An 18724-nucleotide genomic window follows, 5' to 3' on the forward strand; every position below is an offset into this window, starting at 1 on the left:
GCCCCGTGTCGTCAGTTCTCAATCAAGATTCGGTGTCCGCGAGAACGCAGACCGGGATCCAGCGTAGTACGGACTGGGCCGCACACCCTGGACTCGTCGCTCGCGCTAGTAGCTGCGCAGCAGGTCGACCAGTACTCGGTGCCCAAAGTCGAGCGCGTCGAGCGGCACGCGTTCGTCGACCCCGTGGAACATCCCGGGGAAATCGAGATCGGCGGGCAGCCGCAGCGGCGCGAAGCCGTATCCGACGATGCCGAGCCTGCTCAGCGCTTTGTTGTCGGTGCCGCCCGAGAGCAGGTAGGGCAGGACAACCGCCTCGGGGTCTTCTCGGAGCAGGCTGGCGGTCATCGCGTCGACCAACTCACCGGAGAACGGCGTTTCCAGGCCGATGTCCGAGTGAACGGTTTCGATCTCAATATCGTCGCCAACCAACTCGCGGATCTTGGCCAGCACGGCGTCGCGCTCGGCGGGCAGCGAGCGCACGTCGACCAGCGCCTCGGCCGAGTCGGGGATGACATTGTGCTTGTACCCGGCCTGCAACACGGTCGCGTTGCTCGTGCTGCGCAGGCTCGCCTGGATGAAGCCGGCTCCCTTGCCCGCACGCACAAACATCTGTTCAGCGTCTACCTGGGTCGGGTCGACGCCGTAAATCTTCGCGACGCGCTCGATGAGGTCGCGCGTCGTGTCGCACAGCGCGATCGGCCACTCGTGGCGCCCGAGAGCGGCGATCGCCTCGGCCAAACGCACGAGCGCGTTGTCGTGCGCGATGCGCGAGCCGTGTTCCGCGGTGCCGCGCGCCCGCAGGCGGATCCAATCGAGCGCCTTCTCCCCCGTCTGCACGAGGTACGCGCGGGTGTCCTCGAACTGCACCGAGTAGCCGCCGACCTCGCTAATCGCAGTGCCCGCGCCCGCGAAGAGCTCGGGGTGATGTTCTACGAGCCAGTGCGAACCAAACACGCCGCCGTTCTCCTCGTCCGAGAAGAAGGCAATGATGACGTCGCGGCGGGGGCGATCCCCCGCGCGCAGAATCTCCGCGATGGCAGTCAGGATCATGGCGTCCATGTCCTTCATGTCGACCGCTCCGCGACCCCAGAGCATGCCGTCGCGGATCTCCCCGGCAAACGGATCGACCGACCAGTTCGTGGCGTCGGCGGGAACCACATCGAGGTGCCCGTGCAGGACGAGCGCGGGCAACTCCGGCTGGGACCCGGTGACGCGGGCCACGACGCTCGCGCGACCCGGCGCCGAGAGAAACGTCTCAGGCGCGAGTCCGAGGCTCCGCAGGAAGTCAGAGACGTACTTCGCGGCTTCCACTTCTCCGACGGAATCTCCTCCGCCGCGGTTGGTGGTGTCGATGCGAATGAGGTCCCGTGCAACCCGCACCGTCTCTGATAGTGAGGGTTCGGCCAGCGTCGGCATGCTCTCATGACTCATGACTCCAGCGTATCGAACGCGCGACACACGCGGCGGACTGGGTCGATTTCGTCGGTCACAAACTTCCGTGATAAGTTATTTCCTGTTCGGCCGGAAGCGCAAAACGCAAACAGCTGAGTAACGTGCAAGCGCGAGTGGCGGAATGGCAGACGCGCTAGCTTGAGGTGCTAGTGCCCGAAAGGGCGTGGGGGTTCAAGTCCCCCTTCGCGCACGTGATGGAAATGGCCCCCGGGTCGGAGAGCAATCTCCGAGCGGGGGTCATTTTGTTTGCCCGGGCCTCGATCACGACACGGTCTTCGGTGGTGCGGCAACATCTCCCTCGCCGACCACACGAAGCGTCGCTAGGCTCGGAGGCACTATGGACAACGCAATCGATTCATTCGCTACCAACCGCGAAAACTGGGACGAGCGTGCGCCCATTCACGCCGCGGCGAGCAGCTACGCCGTGGCACAATTCCTGTCGGACCCCGAGTTCCTCAGCGACGTCGTGCGCTTTGACCGCGACCAACTCGGCGATCTGACCGGCCTGCGCGCACTGCATCTCCAATGCCACATTGGCACCGATACGCTCTCCCTCGCGCGTCTCGGAGCGACTGCTACGGGGCTCGACTTCTCGGCCGCTTCCCTCCACGAGGCACGACTGCTCGCCGACGCCGCCGGTGAGGCCATTCACTATGTCGAATCCAACGTGTACGACGCCCCGAGCGCCCTCAAGCACGGGCAGTTCGATCTCGTCTACACCGGCATCGGTGCGCTGTGCTGGCTGCCGAGCATTGAACGGTGGGCCGAGGTGGTAGCGGAGCTCCTTGCACCGGGCGGCAGACTCTTCCTCCGCGAGGCGCACCCCATGCTGTACACAATCGACGAGGAACGTCTCGACGACTTGGTGGTCACGTACCCGTACTTTGAGACGCAGGATCCCGTCGTCTGGGTCGATTCCTCGACGTACGCGGACCCGGCGGCGCACATCTCAGCGGCAACGACTCACGAGTGGAACCACGGCATCGGCGAGGTGATTTCCGCGCTGCTCGGTCAGGGTCTCACCCTGACCTCGTTTGTGGAACACCAGAGCGTGCCGTGGGAGGCGCTCCCCGGGCGCATGACGCTCCGCGACGATGGCGAGTACGTCGTGAATGATCACCCGGGGCGCCTCCCCCTGACCTATACGCTGACCGCCGAACGGCGCAACTAATCAGTCCTGGCGGAGGCCTCCCCATCGGCGGATTCGCTGAAGCTCGTTCGCGGCACCGGTCTCAACGGAGACCGGCTTCGTGGGGGCGATCGGCCCTGCGGGCTCCGTAGCCCCCAGCGCGGCAAGGACGGCCTGCGCAGCCACAACGCCGGAGTCACGCGAGCGGTGAATCGTGCTCGTGACCATGCCGGCCCAGAACAGCACGCCCGCGATCGGGTCGGTCAGCCCCTGCCGCCGCGAGAACGGGCCGGGGTATGCACCCAGGGTGAACGGGTCCTGCGACCAGTCGTAGGTTGACGCGTGCACCGGCGCGAGGTTCGGGTCCCCCACGGTCGCCCGAATGCTCTGCAGCGCCTGGTCGAGCCGCGCATCCTCCGGCATGTCCAGGAGTTGCTGCGCTCGAGCCCCCGTCATCCACGCGACCACCAGTTCGCCCCCGAAACCCGGTGTGCCGGAGGAGGCGTTCCAGAGGCTCGGCGGATTCTGTGAGAACGTGGTGGCGATGTCCCAGGTCGGTTGCGCGGGAAGGCCCGCGGGCAGGATCGGCTGGGCAAACTCGAAGATGGCCTTGAACACGGAGAGATAGCTGATCTCCTGAATCGCCGCGAGCCGATCGGCGGGAAGTGGCGGATCAAAGGTGACCGCCCCGCTCTTGAGCACTCCGCCGGGGAGCGCCACGATCACGGTTCTGGCACGGAACGAACCATCGCTCGTGTGGACGTCGACGCGATTGGCGCGATATTCGATCGTGTCCACAACGCGTTCGAGTAGCACCGGCACCCCATCCATCAGCGGGGCGAGGACCTGCCTGTAGCCGCCGATGACGCGGTAGTCGCCGTACTCTTCCGGAGGAAGCGGCCCGGTGAGGCCCTCGGACTCTACGTAGAGGCAGTATTCGACCAGGTCGGTGACGAATCCGGCCGGCAGCACATCAAGCTGCTCGCTATCGACCTCGACCGCCGCCAGCGCTGCCGGGTAGTTGTCCGGGAGGATGCCCATGCGATTCAGCCAATCGAGGGCGGTCTCCCCCAGCTCCGGCTGCGGCATTTCGCCACCCGGAAACGCGGGTGCGCCCAACGGGAACCGGAGTCCCTCATAGTCAAAGGCACTGATCCAGGGCGTCGTGGCCGTGAGGCGAGACTGAATGCTGGTCTGGCGGTGCGTCTCCAGCCCCAAGTCGTTGATGAGGCCCCACGTTGAGACGTCGGATCCGTGCACGAGTTCGGCGCCCCGCTCGAAGGGGATCGACATTCCCGTCGTATCCGTCCACATGCGGCCACCGACCCGATCACGCGCTTCGAGCACCAACACGCGCTTACCGGCATCGGCGAGCACACGGGCGGCCCCCAAACCCGACGCCCCGGCGCCGACCACAATTGTGTCCCAGACGTCCGTCGGAGAGATCACCATCCGTGACGGCGGGGACGCTGCCGTGAGCAGCATCCCCGCGGCTCCGGCAGCGCCCAGGCTGAGCAGGGTGCGGCGCGTGAGTCCTCCGGCGCGTGCAGCCCCTGCCTCATGCGATTTGGCGGGAAAGTCAGAATGATGGCCCACAGGATCTCCAGACGTCGTTGTCAGCGTTGAGGTCTCACGCTAGAGATTCGCAGGAAGCTTGTCAACGGTGATGACAAGTTCATTTCGCCTGTCAAGCAGGCCGCTAGGAGCGCAGACGCCGCCGCAAGACGTCAATGCGATCTTGCAGCTGGGTGACGCTCGCCTGCGCAACCGGCGGTCCCCCGCAGCTGCGCCGCAGCTCGGTATGGATCATCGGGTGCGGCTCGCCCGAGACCTTGGCGTACATGCCGACCAGGCTGCTCAGCAGCTTGCGCTGCTCCCCGAGGGTCCGGAATAGTGCCCCTGGCGCCTCCGCCTTCTCGGGCGCGTGCTCGAGGATGCCCTGACTCTGGGCGCTGCGCTTTGCCTGGCGCGACTGTCGTTGTATGAGCAGCGCGCGAACCTCGGTCGGCTCGAGCAGCCCGGGGAACCCGAGGAATTCGAGCTCCTCCTCGCTCTCGACCTCCGCATATCCCCCGAACTCGGTGCCGTCGAACACCGCACGGTCGAAGTGGGCGTCAGAGCCGAGGGCCTGGTACACAAAGCCCTCGCCCTCCATCTCTTCCGATGCCCGGTCCTCGCGGTTCGCCTCGGCGAGCAGGGCAGCCTCGGCGTCCCACATGTCCTCCGCGCTCCCCGGCATTTCGAGGACGTGGTCGCGCTCTTTCTCGAGCTCTTGCGCGAGCTGCATGAGTGCGGGGACGTTGGGGATGAAGACGGTCGCGACCTCGCCACGGCGACGGCTCCGCACAAACCGGCCAATCGCCTGAGCAAAGAACAGCGGGGTTGAAGAACTCGTGGCATACACCCCGACCGCGAGGCGCGGCACGTCGACTCCTTCCGACACCATGCGCACGGCGACCATCCAGCGTGAGGTTCCCGCCGAAAACGACTCGATCTGATCGCTCGCGGTCGAGTCGTCCGACAAGATCAGCGCGACCGACTCCCCGGTGATCTCACTCAGCTGTGACGCGTACGCCCGCGCGGAGGCGTGGTCGGTCGCGATGACAAGGCCCCCGGCGTCGGGGATGTGCTCGCGCACCTCGCTGAGACGGCGATTCGCGGCGCGCAAGACCTTGGCAATCCAATCGCCGGCAGGATCCAGCGCGGTGCGCCACGCCTGCGAGGTGATGTCCTTAGTGTTGCCCTCGCCGAGACGGGCTTCCATCTCCTCGCCGGTAGAGGTCTGCCAGCGCATCTTCCCGGCGTACACCATGAAGACGACGGGGCGAACGATGCCGTCGGCTAGCGCGCGGCCGTAACCGTAGCCATAGTCGGTCAGCGACACGCGCGTGCCGTCCGGCTGCGGCGCGTATCGCACGAACGGAATTTCGGCATCGTCCGAGCGGAACGGGGTACCCGTCAGCGAGAGACGACGGCGCGCGCCGCCGTAGGCTTCGCGAATCGCGTCACCCCAGCTCAGCGCGTCGCCGCCGTGGTGAATCTCGTCCAAAATGACGAGTGTCGACGATTGTTCGGTCAAGAGCTTGTGCAGGACCGGCTTCATCGATACCTGCGCGTACGTCACGACGATGCCGTGATAGTGGCGACCGTAGGCCAGGCCGTCGGCATTCGAATATGACGGGTTCAGCCTGATCCCCGCGCGGAATGCCGCCTCAGCCCACTGCTTCTTCAGGTGCTCGGTCGGGGCCACCACGATGACCTGTTCCACGGAGCCGCGACCGCGCAATTCGGCGGCGAGGCGCAGCGCGAATGTGGTCTTCCCCGCGCCCGGCGTAGCCGACGCGAGGAAGTCGCGCGGTTCAGTCTCGAAGTACTGACCGATCGCTTCTGCCTGCCAGGCCCGCAGCCTTCCGGCGGTACCCCAGGCGGCGCGCTCGGGGTACGCGGGCGAGAGCTGCTCAGCGGCACTCGTGCCCGGCGCATGCTCAATCGGGCCCATCTCCGTCACGAGGTCCTAGACTACCGTTTACTGCGACATCGGGGGCTGGACGGAGGGTGGATACTGTGACGAACATCAGTGCAGGCGCGGACTTCGCGCCCGAAAACATGGCGCTGCCGTGGTCTCGTTTTGTCGCTATCGGCGATTCGTTCACCGAGGGTGTCGGCGATCCTGAGCCAGAGAGCCCCGGGGGCCTGCGCGGCTGGGCCGACCGATTCGCCGAGGTGCTCGGCGCTTTTGATCCTGACTTTGCGTATGCGAACCTCGCCGTCCGCGGGAAGCTGATCCGCCAGATCGCCGAGGAACAGGTCGAGAACGCACTGGATTTGCGTCCGGATCTCATCAGCCTCTGCGCGGGCGGCAACGACGTGATTCGACCGGGCTCGGACCCCGACGAGGTCGCCGCGGAGCTCGATCGCGTCGTCGCTCGGCTATGCCAGGGCGGCGCTACCGTCCTGCTCTTCACCTCTACCGACATCGGGTTCTCCTCTGTGTTTCGCCCCATCCGCGGCAAAGTAGCGATCTACAACGAGAACGTTCGCAAGGTTGCGCTCCGTCACGACTGCATCGTGATCGATTTGTGGGCCGTGGAGGAACTCCAGGACAGCCGCTACTGGGCCGACGACCGGCTGCACTACAACGCGCTGGGCCACCACACGGTAGCCCGGGCCGCACTCAGAGCACTCAACGTTCCGAACGACCTCGAGCCTCACGACCCGCTGCCACTTCCGGCGCACAACTGGCGTCAGGCGCGTCGCGAAGATCTGGTGTGGGCGCGCGAGCACCTCGTGCCATGGGTCATCCGCCGCATCAAGCACGTCTCGTCAGGTGACAACGTGCAGGCGAAGCGACCCGAAGCTGCCGTGATGGCGCCCCGCCACGGAGACCACGACTAGGCCATTGCCGTTCGCCCCCGGCTGTGTCAGCCTGGACTGAGTCCCGTCGCCGCAGCGACGCCGTCGCATCCACGACGTCGGGCCACGAGCGGAGCACGGCATGGGACGCATCTGTATCGACCTCTTCACTTCCCTGGACGGCGTCGCGCAGGCCCCTGGTGGCCCCGAGGAGGACGAGGAGGACGGATTCGCCTTCGGGGGCTGGCAGGCGCCACTGATCGACGAGGTTGTCGGCGAGCAGGTACTCTCGGGCATGAGCGGCATGGACGCACTCCTCCTGGGCAGAAAGACCTACGACATTTTCGCGGGCTACTGGCCGGAGCAACAGGGCGAGATTGCCGACCTGTTCAATCGCATTCCCAAGTATGTGGCGACGCGCCAGAATATGCCCCTCCCGTGGGCTGACAGCGTTCCGCTCGGAAGCAACACCGCCGCCGGCGTGCAGGATCTCCGCCGCCGCCACGAACGAATCCATGTGATCGGCAGCCTGGACTTCGTCCAGACGCTGCTGGCGGAGCAGCTCTTCGACCAGCTCACCCTCTGGGTACACCCGATCCTGCTGGGCCCCGGGAAACGAGTATTTGCCGACGGCGCGGTTCCCACGAACCTGCAACTGCTCGAACCTGCGGTGACCTCGCCGCGGGGAGTCGTCAGATTGCGCTACGAACTCGTGGGTGGCGTCCCCGCAACCGGAGACATGTCCGCCCAATAGACCGGTTCGGCGGTGAGGCCACCCACGTCAAAGCGTTCGAGCAGGGACGCCATCTCGATCGATTGCCCCGGCGCTGCAAGGCCGAGTGATTCGGCCATCCATCTGCGGACGTCGACCGCATCGACCCCGTCGGCCGCGAGGTCCTCGAGCGTGACCGCCCCGTCACGCTTCGCGAGTCGCGCCCCATTCGCGCCTAACACGAGCGGGACATGGGCATACTCTGGCTCGGGCAGCCCCAGCAGACGCTGCAACAAGATCTGGCGCGAGGTAGACGAGGCGAGGTCGTCGCCGCGCACGACCTGGTCGACCCCCATGTCGGCATCGTCCACCACGACGGCGAGGTTATAGGCGATCGTTCCGTCACCTCGTCGCAGCACGAAGTCGTCGACCACACCCGGCACCTGTCCCAGGATGCGGTCGGTGATAGTCGGGGCGACGGTGCCCTCGGGCACTTTCAGGCGCAACGCGGGCAGGCGCGGCGCGATCGCGGTGCGCGCACGAGAACGCTCCTCCGCCGTGCGGTCGCGGCAGGTTCCCGGGTAGGCGCCAGGAGGCGCGTGCGGCGCCGTGGGCGCTGCCAGGATGTCGGCGCGCGAGCACGTGCATTCGTACACCAGACCAGCTGATGCCAGGCGCCGAATAGCGGCGGCGTGCGCCGCACCACGCTCGGTTTGCAGCACCACTTCGCCGTCCCAGTCGATGCCGATCGCCGCGAGCTCGGCAAGCTGCTCGCTCGCGGCGCCGGCGTCACGCCCCCGATCAAGGTCTTCAACCCGCACGAGGAACGCCCGGCCGGTCGAACGGGCGCACAGCCACGCGACCAAGGCAGTCCGCAGATTGCCGACGTGGAGTCGCCCCGAGGGGCTCGGCGCATATCTTCCGGCGCCGACGAGATCATTCATACTGCCAGCCTACGGCCGCAGCCTTTCGGTGGCCGCGCGTGGGGCGTAGTCTGGCGGCATGCCCAACCTCACTGAGAAAATCACCGGCGCACTGTCCACGCTTGGCGTCGAGCGTTCCTTCGGCGACCCGATCGAGCTCGGCGACGAGACGATCGTTCCCGTCGCTGCCGTCTGGATGGGCCTCGGGGGCGGCGCGTCGACCGACGACGCAGCCGGGGAAGGCGCCGGCGGCGGCGGCGTTTCGCTCCCGTTCGGCGCGTATGTCAGCTCGGGCGGGCGAACGACGTTCCGCCCCAACACGATTGTCCTCATGGCGGTTTCTGTCCCGCTCGTCTGCGTGGCAGGCAAGGCAATTTCGCGCATCGTGCGGGCCGGAAAGCGCCGCCGCTAGACCCGACACGGTGTGTCGCGTGCACCGATCACCGTCCACTCTCCCCTATGCTGGTACAGGTCCGCTTCGGCGGGTGCGCGCCTGTAGCTCAGTTGGTTAGAGCGCCACGTTTACACCGTGGATGTCGGGGGTTCGAGTCCCTCCGGGCGCACTTCACACATTTACTTCACGCAACACATCCGGCGTCACCCCGCGTTTGACCCTCTCGATTCCGCGTCACCGCCACATCAGATGGGAATACTCATGTTTGGCACGACTTCGACTCTCGCGGCCACCGGCAGCGACAGCCTCGTTCTGTACTTCGTCATCGGAGGGATCCTCCTCGCCGCAGGCCTTGGCCTCATTGTCCTTCGTGCGTTGCGAAAGCGGCCCACCTCGACCAAGCCTGACAGCGCTGACTCCGCAGGCGACGACGACCTCCAGTCTTAGCTGCACCAAAAACGCCCCGATCCTCCGCCGTGCTGGCGAGGGATCGGGGCGTTTTGCGTTGAACGCCTGGAAGGCTAGGCCGTCACCAGGCTGAGCGCCTCGGTGTAGGCCGCGAAGTCACGAGCCTCGCCCGGCTCCTTCACGAATGCCGCACGAACCACTCGCTCCTGATCGATCAGGAAGGTGCCGCGCTTGGCGATTCCGGCTTCTTCAATGAAGACGCCGAACTGCTGCGCGACCGCACCGTGGGGCCAGAAGTCCGAAAGAATCGGGAAATCATACCCCTCAGCCTCGGCCCACGCGCGCTGCGTGAATGAGGAGTCGACAGAAATACCGACAACCTGCACGTTCTCGCCGTCAAACACTGCGAGGTTGTCGCGCAGCTCGCAGAGCTCGGTGGTGCAGATGCCCGAGAACGCGAGCGGGAAGAATACGAGCACAACGGGCTTGTCTGCGACGAGCTCAGAAAGCACGACTTCCTCGCCGAGGTGGGTGGTGAGCGTGAAATCGGGGGCGATTTCTCCGACAGCAATCGACACGAGTTGCGTCCTTTCCGGCTCGCAAGCGCGCGCCGATGCGGGGTGATGGATTTCCAGCCTACCGGCGCCCACCGCAGGAAACCGTGATCTCGGAACCGGGTGGATCCGGCTCGCCGTCTCCTAACATACGAATTCCACGAAAGTGCGCAAATAGGCGTGCGTGAATCGCAGAACTTTCGCCGTTCTTCGCTAGTCTGGGAACTGGTCCGCGCACCCGCGGTCCATGCTCGTGCGCGTGCACATCTGTTTCGCGCCGGCCCACCGTTAGGAGAGCTCTCGTGGTTGTGAACACCCAGGATCCATACGCACCCAATCGGGATGACCAGGACCCCCAGGAGACGGCGGAGTGGCGCGAGTCGCTCCAGCAGCTGGTAACGGCACACGGGCCAGCCCGTGCACGCGAGATCATGACGAGCCTCCTCGCCCAGTCGCGCGAGCTGCACCTCAACGTTCCGCAGGTCCCGACCACGGACTACGTCAACACGATCGCCTCCGAGAACGAGCCGAGCTTCCCCGGGGACGAGGACCTCGAGCGTCAGTACCGCTCGTGGATTCGCTGGAACGCAGCCATGACCGTGCACCGCGCGCAGCGCCCCGGCGTGGGCGTCGGTGGCCACCTCTCGAGCTACGCCTCAGCCGCCTCGCTGTATGAGGTCGGCTTCAACCACTTCTTCCGCGGGCAGGATCACCCCGGCGGCGGCGACCAGATCTTCTTCCAGGGTCACGCCTCCCCCGGCATCTACGCTCGCGCCTTCCTCGAGGGGCGCCTGAGCGCCGACCAGCTCGATGGCTTCCGTCAGGAAAAGTCGCATGCGACCGGCGGCCTGCCCAGCTACCCGCACCCCCGTCTGCTTCCCAGCTTCTGGCAGTTCCCGACCGTATCGATGGGCTTAGGCCCGATCAACGCGATCTACCAGGCACAGCTCAACAAGTACGTCACGAACCGGGGCATCAAGGACGCCTCGGATCAGCACGTTTGGGCGTTCTTGGGCGATGGCGAGATGGACGAGGTCGAGAGCCGCGGCCAGTTGCAGGTCGCCGCCAACGAGGGCCTCGACAACCTCACCTTCGTAGTCAACTGCAACCTGCAGCGCCTCGACGGCCCGGTCCGCGGCAACGGAAAGATCATCCAGGAGCTCGAGAGCTACTTCCGCGGCGCCGGATGGAACGTCATCAAGGTCGTCTGGGGACGCGAATGGGACGACCTCCTCAACCGCGACAGCTCGGGAGCGTTGCTCAACCTCATGAACGTCACCCCCGACGGTGACTACCAGACGTACAAGTCCGAGAACGGCGCCTACGTCCGCGAGCACTTCTTCGGGCGCGACGAGCGCGCACTCGCGCTCGTTGAGGGCTACACCGACGACCAGGTGTGGGGCCTGCGCCGCGGCGGCCACGACTACCGCAAGGTACACGCCGCCTACCAGCAGGCGATGAACCACAAGGGCCAGCCGACGGTCATCCTGGCGAAGACCATCAAGGGCTACGGCCTCGGTCCGCACTTCGAGGCGCGCAACGCGACTCACCAGATGAAGAAGATGACGCTCGAAGACCTGAAGCTCTTCCGCGACACCATGCACATCCCGATCTCGGACGCACAGCTCGAGGCCGACCCCTACCTGCCGCCGTACTACAAGCCGGCTGACTCGGATCCTGCGATCCAGTACGTCCACGAGCGCCGTCGTGCGCTCGGCGGATACCTCCCCGAGCGCCGCACCAACCACACCCCGGTGCGTGTGCCCGAGGAGAAGACCTACGCGATCGCGAAGAAGGGTTCGGGCACGCAGGAAGCCGCGACCACGATGATCTTCGTGCGCCTGCTGAAGGACCTCATGCGCGACAAGGAGTTCGGCCCGCGCATCGTGCCGATCATCCCCGACGAGGCCCGCACCTTCGGCATGGACTCGTACTTCCCGACGTCGAAGATCTACAACCCGCACGGCCAGACCTACACCTCGGTCGACCGCGAGCTGCTCTTGGCGTACAAGGAGAGCGCGCAGGGCGTCCTGCTGCACGTCGGCATCAACGAGGCCGGCGCCGCCGCCGCGTTCACCGCGGTCGGCACCTCGTACTCGACGCAGGGCGAACCGCTCATTCCGATCTACATCTTCTACTCGATGTTTGGCTTCCAGCGCACGGGCGACGCGATCTGGGCCGCAGGCGACCAGATGGCTCGCGGCTTCATGATTGGCGCGACCGCCGGACGCACGACGCTGACCGGCGAGGGACTGCAGCACGCCGACGGGCACTCGATGGTGCTCGCGGCCACGAACCCCGCCGTGATCTCCTACGACCCGGCCTACGGCTACGAGATCGGGCACATCATGCGCTCCGGCCTCGACCGCATGTACGGTGGCACCCACCCGGATCCGAACGTCATCTACTACATGTCGGTCTACAACGAGCCCATCGTGCACCCGGCCGAGCCGGCCGATGTTGACGTTGACGGCATCGTGCGCGGCATCCACCGGGTGTCGCAGGGCGCGGCTGGCGGCCTACGGGCGCAGATCCTGGCCTCCGGAGTCGCCGTGCCGTGGGCACGGGAGGCAGCCGAGCTGCTGGAGAGCGACTGGGGCGTGAGCGCCGATGTCTGGAGCGTCACAAGCTGGTCGGAGCTGCGCCGCGACGGCGTTGCGGCTGAGCAGCACAACTTCCTGCACCCCGAAGCGGCTCCGCGCTCCGCGTACCTGCGGGACAAGCTCGCGGGTGCTGAAGGCCCCTTCGTCGCGGTGAGCGACTGGGCGACTCAGGTTCCCGACCAGATCCGCGAGTTTGTGCCCGGCGACTTCGCTGTTCTCGGCGCCGACGGCTTCGGCTTCTCCGACACGCGCGCCGCCGCACGCCGCCACTTCGCGATTGATCGCGAGTCCGTCGTCGTCCGCGTGCTGCAGAGCCTCGCCGCTCAGGGCAAGATCGACGCAGGCGTTCCGCGCCAGGCGGCGGCGCAATACCGCCTGCTCGATGTGAACGCTGGCACGACCGGGGGTGCGGGCGGCGAGGCCTAGGCTGGCCGTCCGGCCGACGAACACGATACGCTCAGCACACCATGGCGCGTACGAAACAGCAGGAGCTCGCGTGGCTCCGCACGATCACCGGCGAACTCGCCACCCTGACGATCACGCGGCTTGAGGAGACGCTCCCCTGGTACGGGGAGATGCCTCCCGGCCGCCGATCCGCGGTGGGGCTGGTCGCACAGACCGGCATCAGCTCGTTCATGAGCTGGTACGAGGACCCTTCCAGCACACCGTGGATCGCCTCGGACGTGTTCGGCTCAGCCCCGCGCGAACTGCTGCGCTCGATCAGCCTCCAGGAGACCCTGCAGCTGATTCGCGTGGTCGTGAGCGTCGTTGAAGATCGTGTTGCCCGCGAAAGCGAGCCGCTGCGCGAAGCGATCATGCACTATTCACGCGATGTCGCCTTCGCGGCCGCGGACGTCTACGCCCGCGCCGCCGAGGCGCGCGGACTCTGGGACGCGCGCCTTGAGGCGCTCGTGGTCGACTCCATCTTGACCGGCGAGTCCGACGACGAACTGCCCAGCAGGATCGCGGCACTCGGCTGGCACGGCCAGGGCGAGGCGACGGTGCTCGTCGGCACCGCCGATCGCAGCGTCGACGTCGACCAGATCCGCCGCATCGCGCGTCACGCCTCGGCTGACGTGCTCATCGGGCTGCAGGGGGCCAGGCTCGTGCTCGTGATCGGCCGGGCGGATCCTGAACCGCGCGAACCGGGTACCGCCACCGTGGAAACTCCGGACTTCATCGAGCTCGCCGCCCGACTCAGCGATTCGTTCACCGACGGGCCCCTCGTACTGGGCCCGACAGTTCCCACCCTGGTCGAGGCCTCGCGCAGCGCCCGGGCGGCGCTTGCCGGTGTCGCCGTCGCTCGTTCCTGGCGGAACGCCCCGCGCCCGGTGCATGCCGATGACCTGCTTCCCGAGCGCGCGCTTGCCGGCGATGGCCTGGCCCGACGCACGCTCATCGAGCAGATCTACACCCCGCTCGTCGAGCACTCCCCCGAACTCCTTGAGACCCTGTGGTGCTATCTCGACAACGGCCGCTCCCTCGAGGGCACCGCTCGCGAACTCTTCGTCCACCCGAACACGGTCCGCTATCGCCTCAAGAAGGTCTCCGAGATCATCGGCTGGAATGCGACCGGAGCCCGTGAGGCGCTGATCCTGCAGGCTGCGCTCATCGTGGGCTCCATCGCGAGCAATGGGCCCAGACGCACCCCTCAGCCGAAGAAATAGTGGGATCCCACAACGTTTTCGCGTTTTTCTCGTGTGGCACATGCAGGTGCGGGCACGTTCATCTGCGAAACTTAGACACGTGATTGTCATCGCTTGCCCAGGACAGGGCTCTCAGACTCCGGGGTTCCTTGCCGAGTGGCTTGAAGACCCGACCGCGCGCGAGTTCCTGGGAGAGGTGTCCGAGCGCATTGGCCTTGATCTCGTCGCCCACGGCACGCTCAGCGACGCCGACACCATCAAAGACACGGCGGTCGCCCAGCCACTCATCGTCGCCGCGAGCCTCCTGGCCTGGCGTGCGCTCGGCGCGCGCGCCGACCTCAGCGGCGTCGGCGTTGCCGGCCACTCAGTCGGCGAATTTGCGGCCGCTGCTGCCGCCGGCGTGCTGACCGAGACTGATGCACTTGCGCTCGTGCGCACCCGTGGCCTCGCGATGGCCGAGGCCGCCGCTCAGACTCAGACCGGCATGGCGGCCGTCGTCGGCGGAGTCGAAGCAGACGTCCTCGCGGCGATCGAGTCCGCCGGGCTCACCGCCGCGAACCGCAACGGTGGCGGGCAGATCGTGGCAGCGGGCTCCGTTGCCGGCCTCGCGGCCCTCGCAGAGGCGGCCCCTCGCGGCGCCCGCGTCATCCCGCTCTCGGTGGCCGGTGCGTTCCACACGGAATACATGGCAGGCGCCATTCCCGCCCTCGCAGATGCCGCAGCCGCAATCACCCCGGACGACCCGACGCTGGCGCTGTGGACCAACTCGGACGGCAGCCGCGTCGCGAGTGGCTCTCGTTTCCTTGAGCTCCTGGTCTCGCAGGTGTCAAGCCCCGTCCGCTGGGATGCCTGCATGGAGTCCTTCCAGGCCGCCGGCATCACCGGACTCATCGAGCTCACCCCCGCCGGAGCGCTGACGGGTATCGCCAGGCGTGCCCTTCGCGGCGTCCCGACGGTCGCCATCAAGACCCCGTCCGATCTCGATGCGGCTGTAGAGCTGCTCTCGATTCCCGCCTAGACACGATCCAAAGGACCCTCATGGCCACCCTGACTCAGTCTGTCGGAGTCGCGCACACGCGCATTCTTTCCGTGGGCGCCGCACGCGGTTCACTCGCCGTCACCAACGACGAGATTATCGAACCGATCAACTCCTCCGACGAGTGGATCAGGCAGCGCACGGGCATCATTACACGCAAGCGTGCGACCCCCGACGTGCTCGCGGTCGACCTGGCTGAGGGCGCCGGGCGTGAGGCAATCGAGCGCTCGGGTATTGATCCTGCGGATATCGACCTCGTCATCGTCGCCACCATCAGCAACGTACGCCAGACGCCGTCCATCGCTGCGGTCGTCGCCGATCGCGTCGGGGCCAACCCGGCCGCGGCCTACGACATGAACGCGGCGTGCGCCGGCTACGCCTACGCCGTCGCCCAGGCCGACGCCCTGATTCGCGGGGGCGCGGCGCACTACGCGCTCGTGATCGGCGCCGAGAAACTCTCCGACGTCATCGATCCCACCGATCGCTCGATTTCGTTCCTGCTCGGCGATGGCGCCGGCGCCGTCGTCATTGGCCCGAGCGACTCGCCCGGAATCTCCCCGACCGTCTGGGGATCGGACGGCTCTCGCGCCGATGCCGTGTCGATGGACCACTCGCTCATTGAGTTCCGCGACGGCACGGCCGCCTGGCCGACACTGCGCCAGGAGGGCCCCACCGTCTTCCGCTGGGCCGTCTGGGAGATGGCGAAGGTTGCTCGCCAGGCCATCGAGACTGCCGGCATCGAGGTCGAAGACCTCGCCGCGTTCATCCCTCACCAGGCCAACATGCGCATCATCGACGAGTTCGCAAAGCAGCTGAAGCTGCCCGAATCGGTGGTGATCGCCCGCGACATCGAGACGATGGGCAACACCTCGGCCGCCTCGATCCCGCTCGCAACCCACGCGCTGCTCGAGTCGCACCCCGAGCTTTCCGGCGGACTCGCGCTCCAGATCGGCTTTGGCGCCGGCCTGGTCTACGGCGCGCAGGTCGTCCGGCTGCCCTAGCGGGCCTTCACGCTTTACACTTCACTGACCCCATTCACAATTCAAGGAGATACAGCACATGGCATTCAGCAACGAAGAGGTTCTCGCAGGTCTGGCCGAGCTCGTCAACGACGAGACCGGGATCGCAGCGGACGTGGTCGCACTCGAGAAGTCGTTCACCGATGACCTCGACATCGACTCGATCTCGATGATGACCATCGTCGTCAACGCCGAAGAGAAGTTCGACGTCAAGATTCCGGACGAGGAAGTCAAGAACCTCAAGACGGTCGGCGACGCAGTCACCTTCATCGTCAAGGCCCAGGCCTAAAGACGCCCGCGGACGGGAGGCGGGCCAAGGCTCGCCTCCCCCGCTTTCACCCGGGGATCAACTTCACGAGGCCCTGCAGGCCGCCGAGCGGCCGACCCCATCCGTTCGTCCTGAAGACTCTTCCCGACTCGGAGACAGCACATCATGACTCACAAGATCGTCATTACCGGCATTGGCGCCTCCACCCCGCTCGGCGGTACCGCCGGCGAGACCTGGGCAGCCCTCAATGCTGGCGTTTCTGGCGCCCGCTCGCTCACCCACGACTGGGTAGCCGAGTACGAGCTGCCGGTCACCTTTGCCGCAGAGGCGAAGGTCCGCCCGGAAGAAGTCCTTGAGCGCCCCGTCGCCAAGCGCCTCGACCCCTCCAGCCAGTTCGCGCTCATCTCGGCCATGGAAGCCTGGGCCGACGCAGGCGCCCCCGAGGTCGACCCTGATCGCCTCGGCGTCGACTACGCCTCAGGCATCGGCGGGCTCTGGTCCCTCCTCAACGGCTGGGACACCCTGCGCGAGCGCGGCGCACGTCGCGTGCTCCCCATGACCGTCCCCATGCTGATGCCGAACGCCCCCGCCGCTGCCATCTCGATGCACTTCCAGGCCCGCGCCTTCGCGCGCACCACCGCTTCCGCATGCGCATCGAGCACCGAGTCGCTCGCGAACGCCTACGACCACCTGCAGGCGGGCCTCGCCGATGTCGTCATCGCTGGCGGCACCGAGTCGGCCATTCACCCCATCACGTTGGCTTCGTTTGCGTCGATGCAGGCGCTCTCTCGCCGAAATGACTCCCCCGAGACCGCCTCTCGCCCGTACAGCATCGACCGTGACGGCTTCGTCATGGGCGAGGGTGCGGCGACCTTCGTGCTCGAGACCGAGGAGCACGCCCGCGCCCGTGGCGCCCGCATCTACGGCGAGCTCGCCGGCGGCGGCGTGACCGCAGATTCCTACCACATCACCGCGAACGATCCCGAGGGCCGTGGCGCAAGCCGCGCAGTCCTCCTGGCCCTCGAGCAGGCGGGCGCGACGCCCGACGAGGTTACGCACATCAACGCGCACGCGACGAGCACCCCCGTGGGCGACGTCGCGGAGTACGCGGCGCTGCACAAGGTCTTCGGCGATCGCGTGCACGAGATCCCCGTCTCGGCTACGAAGGGCGCAACCGGCCACCTGCTCGGCGGCACGGGCGCGCTCGAGGCGATGTTCACGCTGCTCGCCATCCGTGAGCGCCAGGCGCCGCCCACGATTAATCTCACGACGCAGGATCCCGCTATCCCGCTCAAGGTGTCGGGCGCGCAGCAGCCGCTGGGTGACGGGCCACAGCTCGCCATCAGCAACTCGTTCGGCTTCGGCGGCCACAATGCCGTCGTCGCGCTGCGCACGATGGACTAGTCGCGCTCGCGCGAACGAGGGCCCCGGATCTGTTGATCCGGGGCCCTTCTCGTTGTCTGACCGGAGGGCCCTCGGGTTCCCGCAAGCTCCCCAGCCAAGTCTGTGTGGTGTCGGCGGTGAGCCCGCCAGCGTGGTCGCGCGCGGGATTCAGCCCACTCGATGCAACCAGTGCACCGAGGCCCCGCCGTCTGCTTGGAGATCTGCGCCGAGCGCGACACCGCGAAAGAGCTCCAGTTCTTCATCCCACGCGGTGGCCAGCGCAAGCCTGAGCGCAACCGCGAAGCGAGTGGGGTCGCCGCCAGACTCGTGCAGGACGGCCTCAATCCGATGCTCGGTGAGCACCGCACTCCCGCCCGCGTCCGTAGCCAGATGTGCGATGCCGAGACTCGGGGTGTGCATCCACCGTCCGCCGTCGACTCCGGGGCTCGAGGACTCGGTGACTTCGTAGCGCAGCTGCTCCCAGCCGTGTAACGCCGAGGCGAGCCGCACCCCGGTTCCTACAGGGCCTGACCATGCGATCTCGCCGCGCACCGAACCCGGGATCAGCGGCTGCGGGTGCCACTCTATGGACACCGCTGAACCGAGCTCACGCGCGAGCGCCCACTCGATGTGGCGCGCGAGGGCGCGTGCGCTTGAATGCACCACCAAGTGCCCCGTCGTGTGAAATTCCTCCGCCGACGCGGTGTCTGACGCGATCACAGTTGCTCCTCCCGATTCGAAACGTCTTCCCCAACGTCGATTCGGTGCGCCTGTGCGTCTGCGCCGATCCTGACACACGATCCGAGACATGACAAGGCCCGGGAGCGCAATTCGCGTTCCCGGG

At 66.8% G+C, this 18724-nt stretch carries 17 protein-coding genes and 2 tRNA genes; 13 read left to right on the forward strand and 6 right to left on the reverse strand.

Annotated elements, in window-relative coordinates:
- Positions 1–105 precede the first annotated feature (105 nt).
- Complete coding sequence (locus KOE53_RS01860) at positions 106–1431, reverse strand: M20/M25/M40 family metallo-hydrolase (protein WP_188057163.1); 1326 nt, start codon at positions 1429–1431, stop codon at positions 106–108.
- Between the two features lie 128 nt (positions 1432–1559).
- Between KOE53_RS01860 and KOE53_RS01865 the strand changes: the two genes are divergently transcribed.
- Together KOE53_RS01865 and KOE53_RS01870 are read left to right on the forward strand one after the other, a co-directional pair.
- Positions 1560–1642, forward strand: a tRNA-Leu gene (locus KOE53_RS01865).
- 147 nt (positions 1643–1789) lie between these two features.
- Positions 1790–2623 (forward strand): class I SAM-dependent methyltransferase, encoded by an 834-nt coding sequence (locus KOE53_RS01870; protein WP_188057164.1) that lies wholly within the window; start codon positions 1790–1792, stop codon positions 2621–2623.
- On the opposite strand, the gene KOE53_RS01875 is transcribed toward KOE53_RS01870, so the two are convergent.
- Both KOE53_RS01875 and KOE53_RS01880 read right to left on the reverse strand, forming a co-directional pair.
- Positions 2624–4066, reverse strand: coding sequence for a flavin monoamine oxidase family protein (locus KOE53_RS01875; RefSeq protein ID WP_188057165.1), 1443 nt, complete (start codon positions 4064–4066; stop codon positions 2624–2626).
- Between the two features lie 214 nt (positions 4067–4280).
- On the reverse strand, positions 4281–6080 hold the full coding sequence (locus KOE53_RS01880) for a DEAD/DEAH box helicase (protein ID WP_188057318.1): 1800 nt from the start codon (positions 6078–6080) through the stop codon (positions 4281–4283).
- Between the two features lie 107 nt (positions 6081–6187).
- Here KOE53_RS01880 and KOE53_RS01885 point away from each other — a divergent pair, with 107 nt between their 5' ends.
- Entirely contained in the window at positions 6188–6976 is a 789-nt protein-coding gene (locus KOE53_RS01885; protein ID WP_188057319.1) for an SGNH/GDSL hydrolase family protein, read from the forward strand.
- A 100-nt stretch (positions 6977–7076) separates the two neighbouring features.
- A complete protein-coding gene (locus tag KOE53_RS01890; protein ID WP_188057166.1) occupies positions 7077–7688 on the forward strand; it encodes a dihydrofolate reductase family protein in 612 nt (203 codons plus the stop codon).
- Here KOE53_RS01890 and gluQRS read toward each other — a convergent pair.
- Positions 7637–8590, reverse strand: coding sequence for a tRNA glutamyl-Q(34) synthetase GluQRS (gluQRS, locus tag KOE53_RS01895; protein ID WP_188057167.1), 954 nt, complete (start codon positions 8588–8590; stop codon positions 7637–7639). The two genes, KOE53_RS01890 and gluQRS, sit on opposite strands and share 52 nt — an antisense overlap.
- A gap of 58 nt (positions 8591–8648) precedes the next feature.
- Between gluQRS and KOE53_RS01900 the strand changes: the two genes are divergently transcribed.
- The 3 genes from KOE53_RS01900 to KOE53_RS01910 all read left to right on the forward strand — a co-directional run bounded on the left by KOE53_RS01900 (position 8649) and on the right by KOE53_RS01910 (position 9410).
- The gene (locus KOE53_RS01900; protein WP_188057168.1) at positions 8649–8981 is read left to right on the forward strand and encodes a hypothetical protein; all 333 of its coding nucleotides are present in this window, start codon (positions 8649–8651) and stop codon (positions 8979–8981) included.
- Between the two features lie 77 nt (positions 8982–9058).
- Positions 9059–9132 (forward strand) — tRNA-Val (locus KOE53_RS01905).
- Positions 9133–9224: 92 nt separating this feature from the next.
- A complete protein-coding gene (locus KOE53_RS01910) occupies positions 9225–9410 on the forward strand; it encodes an LPXTG cell wall anchor domain-containing protein (RefSeq protein WP_188046555.1) in 186 nt (61 codons plus the stop codon).
- Between the two features lie 74 nt (positions 9411–9484).
- Here KOE53_RS01910 and KOE53_RS01915 read toward each other — a convergent pair whose 3' ends face one another.
- Positions 9485–9949: a peroxiredoxin gene (locus KOE53_RS01915; RefSeq protein WP_188057169.1), complete on the reverse strand. Its 465-nt coding sequence runs from the start codon at positions 9947–9949 to the stop codon at positions 9485–9487.
- Between the two features lie 278 nt (positions 9950–10227).
- Here KOE53_RS01915 and aceE point away from each other — a divergent pair, with 278 nt between their 5' ends.
- The 6 genes from aceE to KOE53_RS01945 all read left to right on the forward strand — a co-directional run bounded on the left by aceE (position 10228) and on the right by KOE53_RS01945 (position 17901).
- Positions 10228–12954, forward strand: coding sequence for a pyruvate dehydrogenase (acetyl-transferring), homodimeric type (gene aceE, locus KOE53_RS01920; RefSeq protein WP_188057170.1), 2727 nt, complete (start codon positions 10228–10230; stop codon positions 12952–12954).
- Positions 12955–12995: 41 nt separating this feature from the next.
- On the forward strand, positions 12996–14195 hold the full coding sequence (locus tag KOE53_RS01925; RefSeq protein ID WP_188046558.1) for a PucR family transcriptional regulator: 1200 nt from the start codon (positions 12996–12998) through the stop codon (positions 14193–14195).
- Between the two features lie 79 nt (positions 14196–14274).
- Complete coding sequence (locus tag KOE53_RS01930; RefSeq protein WP_188057171.1) at positions 14275–15192, forward strand: ACP S-malonyltransferase; 918 nt, start codon at positions 14275–14277, stop codon at positions 15190–15192.
- Positions 15193–15212: 20 nt separating this feature from the next.
- The gene (locus KOE53_RS01935; RefSeq protein ID WP_188046560.1) at positions 15213–16211 is read left to right on the forward strand and encodes a beta-ketoacyl-ACP synthase III; all 999 of its coding nucleotides are present in this window, start codon (positions 15213–15215) and stop codon (positions 16209–16211) included.
- Positions 16212–16269: 58 nt separating this feature from the next.
- Complete coding sequence (locus KOE53_RS01940) at positions 16270–16518, forward strand: acyl carrier protein (protein WP_188046561.1); 249 nt, start codon at positions 16270–16272, stop codon at positions 16516–16518.
- 144 nt (positions 16519–16662) lie between these two features.
- Positions 16663–17901 (forward strand): beta-ketoacyl-[acyl-carrier-protein] synthase family protein, encoded by a 1239-nt coding sequence (locus KOE53_RS01945; protein WP_188057172.1) that lies wholly within the window; start codon positions 16663–16665, stop codon positions 17899–17901.
- A 147-nt stretch (positions 17902–18048) separates the two neighbouring features.
- Here KOE53_RS01945 and KOE53_RS01950 read toward each other — a convergent pair whose 3' ends face one another.
- Positions 18049–18600, reverse strand: a complete 552-nt coding sequence (locus KOE53_RS01950) for a DUF3145 family protein (RefSeq protein WP_353055554.1) — start codon at positions 18598–18600, stop codon at positions 18049–18051.
- Positions 18601–18724 lie beyond the last annotated feature (124 nt).

The sequence above is a fragment of the Leucobacter sp. CX87 genome, assembly GCF_018682295.1.
Taxonomy (GTDB): Bacteria; Actinomycetota; Actinomycetes; order Actinomycetales; family Microbacteriaceae; genus Cx-87.